The sequence below is a fragment of the Cupriavidus sp. a3 genome, assembly GCF_051015765.1.
GTDB lineage: Bacteria > Pseudomonadota > Gammaproteobacteria > Burkholderiales > Burkholderiaceae > Cupriavidus > Cupriavidus oxalaticus_A.
In genome coordinates, this window is sequence record NZ_CP170643.1 from 1,736,948 (window position 1) to 1,754,366 (window position 17,419).

Sequence of the window (17,419 nt, forward strand, 5' to 3'; positions counted from 1 at the left end):
TAACCCGGCACCCGCTCTCTTTCGCTCAGCAGGAGAGCGCCCAAGGGGACGGACTCGCCACGTCTCGTCCAGCCCCCGCCTCCCTGCCCGCACGGGCAGGGAGCGCATGACACCCACACGACGGGCACAGACCATGACTTATCTGTTCCACCGCGTTCTCTATGCGTTTCCGATCCTGCTCGGGGTCGCGCTGCTCTGCTTCTCGCTGGTCCACATCGCTCCCGGCGATCCGCTTGTGTCCGTGCTGCCTCCCGACGCCTCCGAAGAACTGCGGCACCAGCTCACCGCGCTATATGGCTTCGACAAGCCGTTCCTCGAGCAATTCGTGCACTGGCTGAGCCGCGCACTGCACGGCGATCTGGGCACTTCCATCGCCACCAGCCGGCCCGTGATGGCTGAAGTGTCGAACGCCGTGGTCAACTCGATCCGGCTCGCGGCAGTGGCCACGCTGATCGGCTTCGCTCTCGGCAGCCTGTTCGGCTTTGTCGCGGGCTACCTGCGCGATTCAGTAGCCGACCGCATTGCCTCGTTCCTGTCGGTGCTCGGCGTCAGCATTCCCCACTACTGGCTCGGCATGGTCCTGGTGATTGCCTTCTCCGTGCTGCTCGGGTGGCTGCCCGCCACCGGCGCGGGGCCGGACGGCTCCGGAGCCTGGACGTGGGACTGGGCGCACGTCCAGTACATGCTTCTGCCTGCCGTGACGATGTCCGTGATCCCGATGGGAATTGTCAGCCGTACGATCCGCGCGCTCGTGGCGGAAATCCTGTCCAACGAATTCATCGTCGGCCTGCGCGCGCGGGGATTGTCGGACTTCGCCGTGTTCCGCCACGTGGTCAAGAACGTCGCGCCCACCGCGTTGTCGGTGATGGGCCTGCAGCTTGGGTATCTGCTCGGCGGCTCGATCCTGATCGAGACCGTGTTCTCTTGGCCGGGCACCGGATTCCTGCTCAACTCGGCCATCTTCCAGCGCGATTTCCCGCTCCTGCAGGGCACGATCCTGGTACTGGCCGTTTTCTTCGTGCTGCTGAACCTGTTCGTCGATGCGCTGCAGACGGTATTCGACCCGCGCATCCAGCGCAACTGAGGAGTCCCGGATGGAAATGACGCTCAACAAATCCGTCGCGCCGCTGGCGATCGAACACTCTCCCGGCTACTGGGCCACGGTCGTACGGCGGCTGCTGCGCAACAAGGTCGCAATGGCAGCGGCTCTGATCCTGATCGCCCTCGTGCTGATGGCGGTATTTGCCCCGGCACTGATGCCGGGCGACCCCTATGCCTCGTCGATCCTGAAACGCCTGAAGCCGGTCGGTACGGAGCACTACCTGCTCGGCACGGACGAGCTCGGCCGCGACATGCTGTCGCGCCTGATGCTCGGCGGCCGGCTCTCGCTGTTCATGGGCATCACGCCGGTGCTGCTGGCATTCGTGATCGGCAGCGCCATCGGCATCGTCGCCGGGTACGCCGGCGGCTGGACCAACACGGTAATCATGCGCGTGACGGATGTGCTGTACGCGTTTCCGTCGGTGCTGCTGGCCATCGCGCTGTCGGGCACGCTCGGCGCCGGCGTGGGCAATGCGCTGCTGTCGCTGACCATCGTGTTCGTGCCGCAGATCGTGCGCGTAGCGGAAAGCGTGACCACGCAGTTACGCAGCCGGGAGTTCGTCGATGCGGCCCGTGCCTCGGGTGCGTCCGCACTGACCATCGTACGGGCCCAGGTGCTCAACAACGTGCTCGGCCCGATCTTCGTCTATGCCACGAGCCTGATTTCCGTATCGATGATCCTGGCCTCCGGCCTGTCCTTCCTCGGCCTCGGCGTCAAGCCGCCGGAACCCGAATGGGGACTGATGCTCAACACGCTACGCACGGCGATCTACACCCAGCCCTGGGTGGCCGCGCTGCCCGGCGCAATGATCTTCCTGACCTCGATCTCCTTCAACCTGCTGGCGGATGGCATCCGTTCGGCCATGGAAATCAAGGACTGAACATGACCGATACGCTCGTCCCCCCCGCCGCCGACATTGGCGGTCCGGCCCAGCCGCTCGTGATCGCGCGCGATCTGGTCAAGCACTTCCCGCTCAAGTCGGCGATCCCGCTGCGCCGGGCGGGCGTGGTGCGCGCCGTCGATGGCATCAGTTTCGACGTGCGCAAGGGCGAAACGCTCGGCGTGGTCGGTGAATCCGGCTGCGGCAAATCCACCACGGCTCGCTTGCTGATGCAACTGACACCCCACGACAGCGGCGAACTGATCTTCGACGCGCAGGGCGTCGGCTCGCCGCAGCTGCCGATGAAAGCCTTCCGCAGCCAGGTGCAGATGGTCTTCCAGGACAGCTACTCGTCGCTGAACCCGCGCCTGACCATCGAGGAATCGGTCGCCTTCACGCCGCGCGTACATGGCGTGCCGGCTCGCGAAGCCACCGAGCGGGCCCGCTACCTGCTGAACCGTGTCGGACTGGAGCCGTCGCGCTTTGCCGGACGCTACCCGCACGAGCTTTCCGGCGGCCAGCGCCAGCGCGTCAATATCGCGCGGGCACTGGCGCTGCGCCCGCGGCTGGTGATCCTGGACGAAGCGGTGTCCGCACTGGACAAGTCCGTCGAGGCCCAGGTGCTCAACCTGCTGCTCGATCTCAAGGCCGAGTTCGACCTGACCTACGTCTTCATCAGCCATGACCTGAACGTGATCCGCTACCTGTGCGACCGGGTCATGGTGATGTACCTGGGCAAGGTCGTGGAAGTCGGCGATACCGAATCCATTTACCGGAACCCCGCCCACCCTTACACGCGCGCGCTGCTGGCCTCGATGCCGTCGATGGACCCCGACCATCGCACCCTGGCCGCGCCGCTGGCCGGCGACCCGCCGAACCCGATCAACCCGCCATCGGGCTGCAGCTTTCATCCTCGCTGCGCCAGCGCGGAGCCCGTCTGCGCCCGCCGCGCACCGGCGTTGTCCCACGCGCTGGCGGAACACCCCGTGTCCTGCCTGATGGCAATGCCCGATGGCGGCCATTCGCAGCCGTTGCGCCGCATGACGCCCGGCCTGCACGCCGCTGCACACTGAACCTGGCCGGAGATGACCATGCCCTCTAATACCCCCGCCATTTCACTCCGGGACCTGCGCGTGACGTTCGCGGGCGGCGGCAAGACCATCCAGGCCGTCAACGGCGTGTCGCTCGATGTTGCCACGGGAGAAGCCGTCGCATTGATCGGCGAGTCCGGTTCCGGCAAGAGCGTCACCCTGCGCGCGCTGATGCGCCTTCACCCGCCGCGTCGCACGAAGATGAGCGGCGATATCCGGGTCGCAGGGCAGGACGTGCTGAACCTGGACAAGCGGGCACTGGCGCGCCTGCGCGGCGGCACCGTGGCGATGGTGTTCCAGGAACCGCTGCTGGCGCTGGATCCCGTCTACACCGTGGGCCAGCAGCTCATCGAGTGCATCCGCACACATCGCAAGGTATCGAGCGCCGAAGCACGGGAACTCGCGCTCAAGGCGCTGGAAGCCGTACGGATCCCGAGCCCGGAGCGCAGACTGGCCGCCTATCCTCATGAAATGTCCGGTGGCATGAGGCAACGTGCGATGATCGCGCTGGCGCTGTCCGCGCAGCCGAAGATCCTGCTGGCCGACGAGCCCACTACGGCGCTCGACGCCACGGTGCAGATCCAGGTACTGATCCTGTTGCGCGAACTGCAGCGCGAACTGGGCCTGTCCATCGTCTTTGTCACGCACGACATAGGCGCCGCGGTGGAAATCGCCGACCGCGTCGCGGTGATGTACGGCGGACGCATCGTCGAGGAAGGTCCGATCCGCACGCTGATGCGCGAAGCGCGCCACCCATACACGATCGCGCTGCTGCAAAGCCGCCAGCACGGCATGCATCGCGGCGAGCGGCTGCCATCCATCGACGGCGCGCCGCCGGATCTCGCGGCATTGCCGCCGGGCTGCGCGTTCGCGCCGCGTTGCCCGCACGCCCGCCCCGAATGCCTGGCCGACGTGCCGCGCGCGGTGTCGCTCGGCAACGGCCATCAAGTAAGTTGTACCCTCGTTTCCGCGCGCGCCGCGGCCGAGGCCGCCTGAGTCCCTCAGGCTTCAGCATTCACCGGTAAAAGGAACCCGACAGCCATGAGCCTGGCCACCCATCCGTCCCGCGCCTTCCTGCCCTACCCCGAGGCGCCTGTTCCCAACGCGGCGCAGGGCCCGCTGAGCGGGCTGACATTCGCGGTCAAGGACCTGTTCGATGTAGCCGGATACCCGACCGGCGGCGGCAACCCGCATGTGCTGGCGCGCTCCGGCATCAAGACGGCCACAGCGCCGGCGGTATGCAGTCTGCTCGAGGCCGGTGCCACGTTCCTGGGCAAGGTCCATACCGATGAACTCGCGTTCTCGATGAATGGCCAGAACTATCACTATGGCGGCCCTTACAACGGCGCCGCGCCAGACCGGATTACAGGCGGCTCCTCGTCGGGATCGGCATCCGCGGTATCGCACGGCCTGTGCGATTTCGCGCTCGGCACCGATACCGGAGGCTCGATCCGGGCGCCGGCCAGCCATTGCGGCCTGTTGGGCATCCGCCCCTCGCACGGCCGTGTCACGCTGGAGCTGTGCATGCCGTTGAGCGAGTCGCTCGATACCTGCGGCTTTTTTGCACGCGACATCGGCACATTCGCACGCGTCGCCGACGTACTGCTCGGCAACGACAGCCAGCCGCTGGCCGTGCCCCCGAAACTGCTGCTTGCCGCGGATCTCTTCGAACTGCCAACGCCCGAGGCACGCGCGGCGCTCGCGCCAGCCGTTGCCCGCATCGAATCCCTGCTTGGCACGGCCATGCCTGTCAACGTGGCCGACCGCCCGCTGTCCGAGCTGTACTGGGCCTTCCGGTACGTGCAGGGGTGGGAAGCCTGGCAAGCCGACGGCACCCTGATCGAGGACTTTGCACTGCAGCTCGGCCCCGACGTGGCCGGCCGATTCCAGTTCAGCAAGGGCGTCACGCGCGACCAGTTCGAACACGCCAGTACGATACGCCACGCCTTCACCGCACACCTGGGCCGCATGCTCGGGCAGGACAGCATCCTGGTGCTGCCGACCATGCCGGACATTGCCCCGCTGCGGACCGCGCCGGCGGAGGCCCTGGAAGACTATCGCACGGCCGCTGCGCAATCGCTGTGCCTGACGCCGCTGACCGGGTTCCCGCAATTGACTCTGCCTCTGTCTGGCCGCCAGGGTGCGCCGCTCGGCATTTCCCTGCTTGGACCGAAGGGAAGCGACCGCAGACTGATCGCCGTGGCCGAAATGCTGATGGCCGCGCTCGCCTGAGATACGCTCTTCGGTACGCCTTCCCACTCGCCTACAGGACCGACATGACCCGACTTTGCATCACCGCCGCCGGCTACACGTTCATCGCCGAGACCAATCCGGACGCGCCGCAAACCGTGGCCGCGTTCCTGAAGCTGCTGCCCTATCGGCAAAAACTGATCCATGTGCGCTGGAGCGGAGAAGGCTGCTGGATTCCGCTCGGCGAATTCAGGCTCGGCGTCAGCTTCGAGAACCACACGAGCCATCCGTCTTCGGGCGACATACTGTTCTATCCTGGCGGCTACAGCGAGACCGAGATCATCCTGGCCTATGGCAGTTGCTGCTTCGCGAGCAAAATGGGGCAACTCGCGGGGAACCATTTCCTGACCATCGTCGGAGGCAACGAGAACCTCCGCGCCCTGGGCACCAAGGTACTTTGGGAAGGAGCGCAGGAGGTGGTGTTCGAGCTCGCCGAATAGGGTGCCTGCCGACTGCCCGGCCAGCCGCCTCTCACAGTCGTGCAGACCACGGCAGGCATCGCTCAACTGCGCCATGCCAGGGCATTGACGGATGCCCGGCCACCCACCGTCGACAGCCGCGAGCGCGCCACTGCTCCGGTCAACCGTGTACGGCTGACAAGAACTGCCGCAACGCGGGGGTCCGCAGCTGGCCGAATACCTGGTCGGGCGTGCCCGCCTCGTGCACCTTGCCCGGGTGCATGAACACGATGTGGTCATTGACCTTGCGCGCAAAGTTCATTTCGTGCGTCACCATCATCAGCGTCACGCCGTCGGCGGCAAGCGACTCGACCACACTCAGGCAGTGAAGATGGCAGTCCAGGACACGGTTGTCAGCGCGTCCATCCCTCCGCTATGCGTTTTGAAGATACCAGATGTTGGAATTCTTGAATTTACGATGGCGCGAGCGCTTCCTAGACTCCTCCGGACAAAAGAAGCATCCGGAGACAGACATGGTGAATGCCAAACTACCCGCGCAACCGGCCCGAGGCCCTGGCGAACGCCAGCCTGGGCGACAAGTATCCCCTCGAGAAAGGCTGTGTCTACCTGAGCGGCGCCCAAACGCTGGTTCGCCTGCCCGTGCTGCGTAGGACGCGGCAGCGGCGGATGGCGTTGCTGGCCCAATATCGCAGTAACGCGCAGAGGGCTGCGGCCTGACCCGGCCCGCAGCAGATTAGAATCGGGCGCGTCCGGCCTGCCCGTGATGGGGCGCGCGACGGCGCACCGCGTTTTGGCGAGTAGCTCTCCACCCTTGTAAGACACCCGCCCCGGTGACAATACCGCGTCGGCCAGGGCCATATGGCCCAACATCCTTGGAACACTGAAAAATGAGCACGGAAAATCAATTGCAATTCGTTGTAGAGCCTCACCCCCAACCCACCCCCGCCGATGAGATCGCAGCCAGGTTGGAAAACCCGACCTTCGGACGCGTTTTCACAGATCACATGGTCACGATCCGTTGGACCGACGGTCGCGGCTGGCATGACGCCAAGGTCGAAGCACGCCGTCCTTTCCAAATCGATCCCGCCTGCGCAGTACTGCACTACGCGCAGGAAATCTTCGAGGGCATGAAGGCATACCGTGGCGAGGACGGCAAGATCTCCCTGTTCCGACCGGAGGAGAACGCAAGGCGTTTTCGCGCCTCCGCTGCCCGCATGTCGATGGCCGACCTGCCCGAGGCCACATTCCTGCAAGCCGTGGAAGCGCTCGTCGATATTGACCGCGCCTGGATTCCGGGAAGCGAGGGGAGCCTCTACCTGCGCCCGTTCATGTTCGCCTCGGAGAGTTTTCTCGGTGTGCGCGCGGCGGCCGAGTATATATTCTGCGTGATCGCGTGCCCGGTCGGCCCGTATTTCAAGGCCGGCAAGTCGGCGGTGACCGTATGGGTTTCGGATCAATACACCCGCGCGGCCCCTGGCGGCACCGGCGCGGCCAAGTGCGGCGGCAATTACGCGGCCAGCCTGATCGCGCAGACCGATGCCTCGGCCAAAGGCTGCGACCAGGTGGTGTTCCTTGATGCTGCGGAGCACCGCTGGATCGAGGAGCTCGGGGGCATGAATGTGTTTTTCGTGATGGATGACGGCTCCCTGCGCACGCCCCCGTTGACAGGGACAATCCTGCCGGGCGTTACCCGCGCTTCGATCATCGAACTGGCCGGGCACGAGGGTATTCCGGTCAACGAAGCACCATATGACTTCGAGTCGTGGCGCACGGATGCAGCCAGTGGCCGGGTTAAGGAAACCTTCGCCTGCGGCACGGCCGCGGTCGTCACCGCCATCGGGCAGGTGCGCCACGCTGGTGGAGAATTCACGATCGGCAATGGTGGGGAAGGCGAAGTCACGCAACGCCTCCGTTCGTTGCTGACCGGCATCCAGCGCGGCAGGATCGCCGACCCGTTCGGATGGGTCCATCACGTCGATTGAGACCGGCGTGTCTGACATCAGCGGCACGCACGGAATCGGAAGCCAGTCCGCGCCGCGTTGATTCGGTTTGACGTCTATCCCCGCCCGCCTTGGCGGTCCGGTCAATTCCAACAAATACCGGGGCCGGTGCGCGACCTGCGTGCCGGCAAGCCCACCGCGAAGGGTGTTGTTGGTACGCCTGCCCACCAAGGAAACGCTCTAACTTATTGATTTATCGAACCTTCTGCTCAGGCGCTTCGACGGAGCATCTTTATCTTTACTACACTTCACGTTTACCGCTAACGCCAGGCACGTTCGCCGTTCGCCCGCAAGACGACGGCTTCTCGCTGAGCACCCATCCAATGGACGGTGCGCCACGGCTGGATGAGCCGATACGGGGAGCGGCCTCTCGCGCCGAACGGGTGGAGCAAGGAGAAACGACGATGGAACTGCTCGTGGAACAAGTGGAAGTTTGGGCGGCGAGCATACCGGACAAGCCGGGTGGCCTAGCCGGGGTCCTGACGACCTTGCGCGATGTGGGGGCCGATCTGCAATTCATCATTGCCCGGCGCAGTCCGGACAGGCCTGGCGAAAGCGTCGTGTTTGTCACACCGTTGCAGGGAGAGCGCGAAATGGTGGCGGCGGCCATCGCCGGATTCAATCTCACGCAAAAGCAGCATTGCGTGCGTGTCATGGGCCAGAATATACCGGGCCTTGCCGCTGCCTTGACCGAGGACCTTGCCGAAGCGAGGATCAACCTCCGTGGTTTTTCAGCGGCGGTAATCGGTACGCAATTTGTCGCCTACGTGGCGGTCGACTCGCTGGCGGAGGCGGACCTGGCAGCGGACGTCCTCAAAGCCGTTGTCTGAAGGAGCTCGCATGACGCGCTCGCGATAGGTATCGAGCCGCGTCGCGTGCTCCGGTTTGCTTGATGTGCGCAATGCCACGGGGTCAATCGGCGAATGCACTCCACGCGACGGACCAGACTCCCGCCCGATCTCGTCCAGCGCCTGATTGGTCTCGAGCCTTTAGGCGCAGATACCGCCGGCATTGCTGGCCGCCAGGGTTGGCTCTGCTGCGCAAGGCGGCCTTACGATAGAGAATTGCCTGCGTCCTGTTGTTACCGCCGGTGCCTCTTGCCTCATACCAGCACGTGGCGTGTCTCTACAAAGAAGCGCTGAATTTCTTCTTCAATATCCGGATCGATCATTCTTTCCGGCCGATTTCCGTTCGGGCAGGCAAGCCTTGGGGTCGTGCCAAACAAGCGGCAAATCAACGGGCGCTCCGAATACACGCTACACCCCTTGGTATCCAGATGGGGGCAATTTAGGTTTGCCAGCGCAGTTTCGTGCTCGGCATCGCTCTTAACGGGAAGCCTCGACATCTCTTCGGTTGAGGTGGTCACCGGCCCACAACAGTCATGACATCCAGGGGTGCACTCGAAGGTGGGAATTCGCGAGCGAAGAAATCTGATCTTTTGACTATTCATTGGTGCAGGTATCAGACAGTCGGTCGGGAGCGAGCCGAGGTAGCGGAAGGCTGCGCGCTACGTGCGACCCAACTGTGCGCCGCAATCGAGTTCAACTACCGTTCCCCCGGCTGTAATCCGAGGAATTCCGACGCCTCTTGCATAGCGCTCTCGGCCAGCTCACGAGCTTCCTCGCCTCCGCCGGGGGACATCAGGCCGACCAGCGCTGCGTAGAGCAAGTGGATCAGATCCACGGCACGGTGATACTGTTCGTCGCTCATGTCTTACTCTCTACGAAGCCATTGAGCCGTGTCATCAGCTCAGGTTTGCGCAACTTTGCGCCTGATCGGGCCGTCGTTTCAGGTGCTTCCCCGCCCGGGCAGATGTTGCACGAGCCAGATCATTGCCGACACCGCGGCAATGGCCCAGAGGATCACGATCACCAGCGCAGCAACGTGGCTGACGGGGCGATTTGCGGCCTCTGCGGCGGCTACGCGATGCTGGCGCATTACTTCCGCAGGAATCCATCGTATTGCCAGCAACAAGCCGAGCGGTACCAGCACCACGTCGTCCAGATAGCCGAGCACTGGAATGAAATCCGGAATCAGGTCAATGGGCGACAAGGCATAGGCTGCGACCAGCAAGGCTAGCGCTTTCGCATACCACGGCGTGCGGGGATCGTGCGCGGCCAGCCACACCGCGTGCACATCTTCCTTGACTGCCCGAGCCCAACGCCGGGAACGTGCGGCCAAATGAGGCAGAAGGTCCCGGCGCCACAAGTGCAGGCGCACATCGTCGAGCACCGGAACCGCCGCGAGGGCGAGCAGCAAGGTTGCCAGGACAAGCGTGGCGCTGAACCCGACGTGCTTGAACCCCAAGGCGCCAATGACGCCGCCGGCAAAGAATAAGGCGACCAGGGTGATAAGTACCTGTAGCTTGTGCCGATTGGCGAGCACCAGTGGCTTGCTCGAATCGGCTCTGGACAGGTTGCAATAGAACAGCTTGCCCAGTTCGATACCGATGTCGGTGACCATGCCGGTCACGTGCGTGGTGCGGATCTCGGCGTTCGACAGCTTGGTGATCATGGCATTTTGCAAGCCCATGATGAAACAGAGCACCATGACCGTTGCTGGTACAAACAACCATTCGTGGTGCTCGAGATTGCTGCCAAGCAGGCCAAAACACACCAACAGCGCAGCTTCCAACATGAGCGGCAATGCGTATTCGCTATGCAGCCGCTCGCGCCGAGCCCAGTTTATCAGCACCGCCGAGCAGGCGGCACCCGCCAAAAACGACAGCATGGCCCCCAGGCCGTCCAGCATCAGCCAGAAACTGCCAAGCGCCAGGTTGTCGGCCATGGCGGACACGATCCCCGACATGTGAGAGGTGTACTGCTGCACGGCCAGGAAGCCTCCCGCGTTGGTCGCTCCGGCAACGAAGGCCAGGTAGCAGGCGAGTTGCCGATTGATCCCGGGATTGCGCTCCTTCCCGGTGAGCTTACGCAGGTACAGGATTGGCATGGTCGCGTCGGTAAGGTGGTGTGCGCGGGGGGGCGGTGTCAATACCGAGTCTGCGACCTTCCGAGCTTAGGCCAGAAGGCGCGATCCGACGCAAGCCGCTCGCCGTGCTTCAGGCGGCGAGCGGCCGCGGTCAGGTTCAGCGAATGCGCCGTTTCCAGGATGCGCGCACGCGCCGTCAGCGCGTTCAGGGAGGGCAGCTTGTGCGCACCTTTCCAGGCAAACAGCGTGTAGTTACAACTGTCTTCGGAAAGGGAAAGCGATATCGACTGACCAAACGAGGCGCTGACTTCCTCCAGGTAGAGCGGAATATCGGGATCGCTTTCGAGAAAATTCGCAACCAGCACCCCGGTATCGGTCAAGCGTGCATGACAGTCGGCATAGAAGTCCGCGGTGCCAAGCTGCACCGGCATGCCGTCGGCCAGGAAGCCATCCACCAGGATGACGTCCGGTCGCGCATTCCGGTTCGAGACATATTCGGCGCCATCCGCGCAAACTACCTCGAGTCGCTCGTCATCCGGCGGGATGTGGAACTGGTCGCGCAGGGCAATGACCGCCGGATTGATCTCAATGGCCACAATCCTGGTATTGGGTAGGTGCCGGTAGCAATATTTGGCCAGTGAACCGCCCCCCAGGCCGATCATCGAGATTCTGGCGGGCGTTGGGTGCAACAGCAGGAATCCCATCATGGTCCGGGTATAACCCAGCACGAGCCTGTCGGGATCCTTGCGCGACATGAAGCTTTGGGTGGCCAGCGCGTCGAAATGCAGCGACAGGGCGTGCTGGGTTTCCAACACCTGGGGCGTACCGTCGTTGGCCGCCTCGGCCAGGAATTTCAGATAAGCCTCGAACGAGGAGCGGTCGGCGTGCATCTGTCGGTTTCCATTAGCGAGACTTGGGGAGCGCCTCGCCCCTCAACAATGCCGCGATAGTGACGACAGCGGCGGCCTCGTCCACGCCGTCCGCCTGGATGCCCAGGTGTGTCCCCACTTGAGCGGACAGGCGCATGACCTCCATAACGTTCTTGGCGTTTGCGATCCAGGGGCCGCTGGTGAGCAGGATCTTGCACTCAAACTGATTGGCCGTGAAAGCCAACCGTGCAGAATTCCGGCCTTGAAATCCGTTGCCGGCAGTTACTTCTATCGTCACTTCTACCACTGCGCCCTCATCAGAAAAAGGTGCCCTCAAGACTCGTTTGCGCGGGACCGCGCCCCTGCCAGCCTGCACACCGGGCCGATGGCATGCCGGCGCATCCTGGAGATGTATATAATGATAATGCCATTATAATATGATGACATTGTTAGACGCATGGAATCCAAGACCGCCCGCCTGACCGTATTGATCGATCCGGAGAAAAAAAAGGCCTTTGAGGCACTCTGCGCCGCCCAGGACCAGACGCCATCCCAAGTCGTTCGCCAGATGATTCGCGACTATTTGCAGCGGTACGAGGTGGACTACGCCACCCGGCCGACGCTCGGCGCGCCGAGGTCAGTGGCGAAGGAAGTGGGTGATGCGTAGCAGGACGGGAGCCGGCCGGTGCCCACGCTCAAGTGCGCACCGCTGATGCCAGGGCCGGATCGCTAGCGCCGTGTGGCACCGGCCTGCCGAACGGCGCTTAGTATTCCGCGCAGGATCTCTATTGGCGGCGGCGGACAGCCCGGCACGGCTACGTCGACCGGGATCACGTTGGCGACACGGCCGCAGCTCGCATAGCTCTCGCCGAAGATCCCGCCGGTACAACCGCAGTCGCCTACCGCCACCACCAGTTTCGGCTCCGGGGTTGCCGCGTAGGTGCGCAGCAGCGCCTCCTCCATATGACGCGAGACGGGCCCGGTCACCAGCAGCATGTCGGCGTGGCGCGGGCTGGCGACGAATTTGATGCCCAGGCCTTCGATGTTGTAGTAAGGATTACCGAGCGCGTGGATCTCCAGCTCGCAGCCATTGCACGAGCCTGCGTCGACCTGCCGGATCGTCAGCGCCTGGCCGAGAATGTCGAGCAGTTCCCGGTGGATGCGCTGGATAGAGGCAGTCTCCCCCGCGCCGGGCGGCGCAGGCTCAGTGACGATGCCGGTGTGGGCGATTTGCTTGAGGATTTGCCACATCAGAGGTCGTGCCCCGCATAGCTGAGGTTGAAGGATTTGTTGATCAGCGGAAAGTCCGGCACGATGTTGCCGATGATGGCGTGCTCAAGCACCGGCCAGTTCTGCCACGACGGGTCGTGGCAATGACAGCGGAGGATGCGGCCGTCATCGGCAAGTTCGAGCGCGACGAGGACTTCGCCGCGCCAGCCCTCCACCCATCCCGCCCCAATGGCGGCGCCGGCGGGCGCTTGTAGCGCAAGTCGCGTGGCCCCATCCGGCAAGCCTGCACAGATGGCACGGATCAGTCGCAGCGACTCCAGCACCTCATCGAATCGCACCGCGACACGGGCGGCGACATCGCCGCCGCGGTGTCCGGCCATTTTTACGGCAAGGCTATCGTAGGGCGGCCAGGCATGGTCGCAGCGCAGGTCTGCCGCTCGGCCGCTGGCACGTCCGGCCAGCCCCGTCAGCCCAAGCTGGGCGGCAAGCTGTGGCGTGACGCGGCCCGCCCCAAGAAAGCGGTCCTGCAGGCCCGCATGTTCGTCGTACACTGCGCGCAGCACGCGCACTTCCCGCTCAATGCGGTTGCACTGCTGCCGCAAGCGCTCAAGCATGGCTGTCGTCAAGTCCTGCGCTACGCCGCCCGGTACCACGGCGTCCATCATCAGCCGGTGGCCGAAAGCCTCTCCGGACAGCCGCTGCCAGTCTTCGCGCAAGCGCGAGAATTGCGCCAATCCGAAGGCCAGCCCCGCGTCGTTGCCCAGCGCCCCCAGGTCACCCAGGTGATTGGCCACGCGCTCACGCTCGAGCATCAGGGCACGCAGCCAGTTTGCGCGCGGCGGGGGCGCACAGTCCCAGGCAGACTCGAGCGCCATGCAATAGCCCCAGGCGTAGGCCACGGTGGAGTCGCCCGAGACCCGGCCGGCCAGACGGTAGCCCTCCAGCGGCGGCAGTTCGGTGAACCGCCGCTCGATGCCCTTGTGCGTGTAGCCCAGGTGTTCTTCCAGCCGCAGGACCTTTTCTCCGACCACGGAAAAGCGGAAGTGGCCGGGTTCGATGATGCCGGCATGCACCGGGCCGACCGCGATCTCGTGCACCCCGTCTCCCTCTACACGCACGAAAGGATAGTCGGCCGGCAGTTTGCCGGCCGTGGCCGCACTCAGCTGCGCGCCGTTTTGCAGCGGTCGCGGCCCTGGCGACCACAGGCCGTGGTCCAGCCAGGGCCGGGCGTCGTGGCTGCCGTGCACGGCGATACCCGCCAGGTCGGTCATGGCACGCTGCATTCGGCCTGCGCACGGGAATGCACTGCTCAGATCCGGCACGGTGGGCGCGACACCATCAAGCCGCAATTCGAGCCATATCAGTCCTCGCGGCATGGCATACGCCACGCATGCGGCCAACGTACCGCCGATGGCGCTGCGGTCGGCGCCCCACAGTCCAACAAGGCGCCCACCCGCATCCGCCACCGCGCGGGCCGTGGCAGACCAGTCGTCTTGCCCGACCTGGCCGTGCCAGACCGGCAGCGGCGCAGGCAGCCGCGCCAGCTCAAGGCTGAGATCTGACAGTGTCATCGGTCTAGCTCCCCAGCATTGCGGCTGCCTGCCGGTACCAGGTGTCGAGATAGGGCGGAATATAGAGGCCCAGCATCAGCCCCAAGGCGAGGTGCACGAACACTGGGATCAGCGCTGGCGGATGCGCCAGCGGCTTGAGCGTGGTGTCACCGAACACCATCGGTTGTACCCGGCTGAACACCGCGGCGAATGCCAATCCGAGCGCAATCAGCAGGAAGGGCGTGGCCCACGGCTGCTCGCGCATGGCGGTCGTGACGATCAGGAACTCGCTGGCGAAGACCCCAAACGGCGGCATGCCCAGGATGGCGAGTGCGCCTACCATCAGGCCCCAGCCGACGGTGGGGCTGACACGGATCAGCCCGCGGATGTCGTCCATGATTTGCGTGCCCGCTTTCTGCGCGGCGTGGCCCACAGCGAAGAAGATTGCGGACTTGACCAGCGAATGCACCGTCATGTGCAGCAGGCCGGCGTAGCTGGCGATCGGCCCGCCCATGCCGAAGGCGAAGGTCATCATGCCCATGTGCTCGATGGACGAATATGCAAACATGCGTTTGATGTCGCGCTGCCGGATCAGGAAGAAGACCGCCGCGACCACCGATACCAGGCCGAACCCCATCATCAGGCGGCCGGTGAGATGGTTGCCCAGTGCCGCATCGGTCAGCACCTTGCAGCGCAGCACGGCATAGAGCGCCACATTGAGCAGCAGGCCGGAGAGCACGGCGGACACCGGGGTCGGGCCCTCGGCGTGGGCATCGGGCAGCCAGTTATGCAGCGGGACCAGGCCGACCTTGGTGCCATAGCCGATAAACAGGAAGGCGAATGCCAGCGTGATGATGTTGGGATCGAGCTGGCGCTTGACCGCGTCCAGATTGGTCCACAGCAACGCGCCCCCCTCCGCGCCGATGACTTTCTCGGCGGCCATGTAGAGCAGCACCGTGCCAAACAGCGCCTGGGCAATCCCCACCCCGCACAGGATGAAGTACTTCCATGCCGCTTCGAGGCTGGCGGCGGTGCGGTAGACGCTGACCAGCAGCACCGTGGTCAGCGTGGCGGCCTCCATCGCAACCCATACGATGCCCATATTGTTGGTCGTCAGCGCCAGCAGCATGGTAAAGGTGAAGAGCTGGTACATGCTGTGGTACAGGCGCAACCGCGGCGGCGTCATCTTGCCGTGGTCGTGCTCCACCCGCATGTACGGCCGCGAGAAGATCGAGGTCGTCAGGCCCACGAACGCAGTCAGCGCAACGAGAAAGACGTTCAGGGGATCGATGTAGAACTCCCGGCCCCATGCCAGCATGGGGCCATCGGCGACGATCCGCACTGTAAGCATGCAGGCGGCGAGGAATGTGCCCAGGCTGAAGGCGACATTGATGTCGCGTGCGCGTTCGCGATGTCCCGTCAGCGCGAGCACCAGCCCGCCGGCGAGCGGCATTGCAAGCAACAGGGCCAGCGCAATCAACTCAATCCTCCTTCAGCTTTTCAAGGTGACGGATGTCCAGGCTGTCGAACTGCTCGCGGATCTGGAACATGAACACGCCCAGGATCAGAACGCCGATCAGTACATCCAGCGCGATGCCCAGCTCGACCACCATCGGCATGCCGTATGTCGCGGCGGTGGCTGCAAAGAAGAGGCCGTTCTCCATCGCCAGGAAGCCAATGACCTGCGGCACCGCCTTGGAGCGCGTGATCATCATCAGGAAGGACAACAGCACGCATGCCAGCGCAATGCCCAGCGTGCCGCTGGCTAGCTTCAGCGACAGCCGCGCGATTGGCATGGTGAGATTGAAGGCGAAGATCACCACCAGGATGCCGATCAGCATGGTGGTGGGAATGTTGATCAGCGTCTCGACGTCCCAGCGGATCTGGAGACGATCGATAACGCGGTGCAGCAGATAGGGGATGAGCAACACCTTGAGTACCAGGGTCAGGCCGGCCGACAGGTAAAGGTGCGGCTGGCCCGTCACGTAGCCAACGACGGCGGTGGCTAATGCCAGGGTCGCACCCTGCAGCGTAAACAAGTGGATCAGCGACAGGACCCGTCGCTGCGAGATCATGGCGAAGGCGAGGATCAGCAGCACCGCGCCGAGCAGGTTGACGAACTGGGTGAGGAGCGCAGTCATTAGCTTGTTTGTCAGTGAGCCAACAGCAAGTGGACCAGCATGCCGATCACCGCCAGCAGAAAGGCAGTGGCCAGGAACTCCGGCACGCGGAAGATGCGCATCTTGGCGCTCACCGTCTCCAGCGCCGCGAGCAGGATTCCACCCACGATGAGCTTGAACAGCAGCACGGGCAGCGCCAGCAGCATGGCCAAGGGGGCTTGCGCTTCAGCGATTCCCCACGGAAAGAACAGCGCCAGGCCGATGCAGGAATAGGCAAACAGCTTCAGGCTTGCCGCCCACTCGAGGAGCGCCAGATGCCGGCCCGAGTATTCCAGGATCAGCGCCTCGTGGATCATTGTCAGCTCGAGGTGGGTGGCAGGGTTGTCGACCGGTACACGGGCGTTCTCCGCCAGCGATACCATGGTGAACGCAACGCCGGCAAACGCCAGTCCGGGGTAGATGGCCAGGTCGCGGTGAGCAATCGTCTCGACAATGGTGGTGAGCGAGGTCGACTTGGAGACCAGCGAGGCGGAGAACAGCACCATCAGCAGCGCCGGTTCCGCCAGGAAGCCGATCAGCATCTCTCGCCGCGCACCCAAGGTTCCGAAGGCAGTGCCGACGTCCATCGCCGCCAGCGAGATGAAGACCCGCGCCAGCGCGAACAGCCCGACCAGGGCGATCGCGTCGGCGGCCGGCGCGAGTGGCAAGTCGGTGGACACGGTCGGGACGATCGAGCAGGCCAGCGCCATGCATCCGAACACCACATAAGGCGTGGCGCGAAACAGAGGCGACGCATTGTCCGCGACCACCGATTCCTTGTTGAACAGCTTGTGCAGCATTCGATATGGCTGCCAGACGCTGGGCGCCGATTTGTTCTGCAGCCAGGCCCGCCACTGATTGACCCAGCCGGTCAGCAAGGGCGCCAGCGTGATCGAGATCACGATCTCGAGTAGCTGTGACAGGGTCCCGGTCAGGTTCAT

20 protein-coding genes and 1 pseudogene are annotated in these 17,419 nt (G+C 64.2%); 10 read left to right on the forward strand and 11 right to left on the reverse strand.

The window, feature by feature from the left end:
• Window positions 1-133 precede the first annotated feature (133 nt).
• Genes ACAD63_RS08510 through ACAD63_RS08535 form a run of 6 tightly spaced genes read left to right on the forward strand, consistent with a single transcriptional unit; the run spans window position 134 to window position 5,763 of the window.
• Window positions 134-1,084, forward strand: a complete 951-nt coding sequence (locus ACAD63_RS08510) for an ABC transporter permease (RefSeq protein WP_135706925.1) — start codon at window positions 134-136, stop codon at window positions 1,082-1,084.
• 10 nt (window positions 1,085-1,094) lie between these two features.
• Window positions 1,095-1,982 (forward strand): ABC transporter permease, encoded by an 888-nt coding sequence (locus ACAD63_RS08515; RefSeq protein WP_135706926.1) that lies wholly within the window; start codon window positions 1,095-1,097, stop codon window positions 1,980-1,982.
• Window positions 1,983-1,984: 2 nt separating this feature from the next.
• A complete protein-coding gene (locus ACAD63_RS08520; protein WP_135706927.1) occupies window positions 1,985-3,055 on the forward strand; it encodes an ABC transporter ATP-binding protein in 1,071 nt (356 codons plus the stop codon).
• Between the two features lie 12 nt (window positions 3,056-3,067).
• Window positions 3,068-4,069, forward strand: coding sequence for an ABC transporter ATP-binding protein (locus ACAD63_RS08525; RefSeq protein WP_133092750.1), 1,002 nt, complete (start codon window positions 3,068-3,070; stop codon window positions 4,067-4,069).
• Between the two features lie 45 nt (window positions 4,070-4,114).
• Window positions 4,115-5,305 (forward strand): amidase, encoded by a 1,191-nt coding sequence (locus ACAD63_RS08530; RefSeq protein WP_135706928.1) that lies wholly within the window; start codon window positions 4,115-4,117, stop codon window positions 5,303-5,305.
• Window positions 5,306-5,349: 44 nt separating this feature from the next.
• Window positions 5,350-5,763: a DUF3830 family protein gene (locus tag ACAD63_RS08535; protein ID WP_133092752.1), complete on the forward strand. Its 414-nt coding sequence runs from the start codon at window positions 5,350-5,352 to the stop codon at window positions 5,761-5,763.
• A 139-nt stretch (window positions 5,764-5,902) separates the two neighbouring features.
• On the opposite strand, the pseudogene ACAD63_RS08540 reads toward ACAD63_RS08535, so the two are convergent.
• A pseudogene (locus ACAD63_RS08540) lies at window positions 5,903-6,103 on the reverse strand (amino acid ABC transporter ATP-binding protein); the annotation flags it as partial.
• Between the two features lie 158 nt (window positions 6,104-6,261).
• Here ACAD63_RS08540 and ACAD63_RS08545 point away from each other — a divergent pair.
• The 3 genes from ACAD63_RS08545 to ACAD63_RS08555 all read left to right on the forward strand — a co-directional run bounded on the left by ACAD63_RS08545 (window position 6,262) and on the right by ACAD63_RS08555 (window position 8,572).
• Window positions 6,262-6,459, forward strand: coding sequence for a hypothetical protein (locus ACAD63_RS08545; protein ID WP_205751678.1), 198 nt, complete (start codon window positions 6,262-6,264; stop codon window positions 6,457-6,459).
• A gap of 170 nt (window positions 6,460-6,629) precedes the next feature.
• Window positions 6,630-7,724: a branched-chain amino acid aminotransferase gene (locus ACAD63_RS08550; RefSeq protein ID WP_135706929.1), complete on the forward strand. Its 1,095-nt coding sequence runs from the start codon at window positions 6,630-6,632 to the stop codon at window positions 7,722-7,724.
• Window positions 7,725-8,146: 422 nt separating this feature from the next.
• The gene (locus tag ACAD63_RS08555) at window positions 8,147-8,572 is read left to right on the forward strand and encodes an amino acid-binding protein (protein WP_133092754.1); all 426 of its coding nucleotides are present in this window, start codon (window positions 8,147-8,149) and stop codon (window positions 8,570-8,572) included.
• A gap of 272 nt (window positions 8,573-8,844) precedes the next feature.
• Here ACAD63_RS08555 and ACAD63_RS08560 read toward each other — a convergent pair whose 3' ends face one another.
• The 5 genes from ACAD63_RS08560 to ACAD63_RS08580 form a co-directional block, all read right to left on the reverse strand.
• Complete coding sequence (locus ACAD63_RS08560; protein ID WP_243736753.1) at window positions 8,845-9,108, reverse strand: YkgJ family cysteine cluster protein; 264 nt, start codon at window positions 9,106-9,108, stop codon at window positions 8,845-8,847.
• A gap of 179 nt (window positions 9,109-9,287) precedes the next feature.
• A complete protein-coding gene (locus ACAD63_RS08565) occupies window positions 9,288-9,452 on the reverse strand; it encodes a hypothetical protein (protein WP_165971416.1) in 165 nt (54 codons plus the stop codon).
• A 78-nt stretch (window positions 9,453-9,530) separates the two neighbouring features.
• Window positions 9,531-10,691, reverse strand: a complete 1,161-nt coding sequence (locus tag ACAD63_RS08570; protein ID WP_135706930.1) for a DUF1275 domain-containing transporter — start codon at window positions 10,689-10,691, stop codon at window positions 9,531-9,533.
• A gap of 38 nt (window positions 10,692-10,729) precedes the next feature.
• The gene (locus ACAD63_RS08575; protein ID WP_135706931.1) at window positions 10,730-11,560 is read right to left on the reverse strand and encodes a fused MFS/spermidine synthase; all 831 of its coding nucleotides are present in this window, start codon (window positions 11,558-11,560) and stop codon (window positions 10,730-10,732) included.
• A gap of 13 nt (window positions 11,561-11,573) precedes the next feature.
• A complete protein-coding gene (locus tag ACAD63_RS08580; protein WP_135706932.1) occupies window positions 11,574-11,846 on the reverse strand; it encodes an HPr family phosphocarrier protein in 273 nt (90 codons plus the stop codon).
• Window positions 11,847-11,996: 150 nt separating this feature from the next.
• Here ACAD63_RS08580 and ACAD63_RS08585 point away from each other — a divergent pair, with 150 nt between their 5' ends.
• Window positions 11,997-12,206: a ribbon-helix-helix protein, CopG family gene (locus tag ACAD63_RS08585; protein ID WP_133092759.1), complete on the forward strand. Its 210-nt coding sequence runs from the start codon at window positions 11,997-11,999 to the stop codon at window positions 12,204-12,206.
• Between the two features lie 62 nt (window positions 12,207-12,268).
• Here the strand turns inward: ACAD63_RS08585 and ACAD63_RS08590 are convergent, their stop codons facing one another.
• Genes ACAD63_RS08590 through ACAD63_RS08610 form a run of 5 tightly spaced genes read right to left on the reverse strand, consistent with a single transcriptional unit; the run spans window position 12,269 to window position 17,419 of the window.
• Window positions 12,269-12,790, reverse strand: coding sequence for an NADH-quinone oxidoreductase subunit B family protein (locus tag ACAD63_RS08590; RefSeq protein WP_135706933.1), 522 nt, complete (start codon window positions 12,788-12,790; stop codon window positions 12,269-12,271).
• Complete coding sequence (locus ACAD63_RS08595; RefSeq protein ID WP_135706934.1) at window positions 12,790-14,340, reverse strand: NADH-quinone oxidoreductase subunit C; 1,551 nt, start codon at window positions 14,338-14,340, stop codon at window positions 12,790-12,792. The genes ACAD63_RS08590 and ACAD63_RS08595 overlap by 1 nt, the downstream gene beginning before the upstream one ends.
• Window positions 14,341-14,344: 4 nt before the next feature.
• Window positions 14,345-15,772 carry a hydrogenase 4 subunit F gene (locus tag ACAD63_RS08600; protein ID WP_431189933.1) on the reverse strand — a complete coding sequence of 476 codons (1,428 nt, stop codon included), beginning with the start codon at window positions 15,770-15,772 and terminating at the stop codon, window positions 14,345-14,347.
• Window positions 15,773-15,800: 28 nt separating this feature from the next.
• A complete protein-coding gene (locus ACAD63_RS08605) occupies window positions 15,801-16,460 on the reverse strand; it encodes a formate hydrogenlyase (protein ID WP_434033771.1) in 660 nt (219 codons plus the stop codon).
• Window positions 16,461-16,471: 11 nt separating this feature from the next.
• Complete coding sequence (locus ACAD63_RS08610; protein ID WP_133092764.1) at window positions 16,472-17,419, reverse strand: respiratory chain complex I subunit 1 family protein; 948 nt, start codon at window positions 17,417-17,419, stop codon at window positions 16,472-16,474.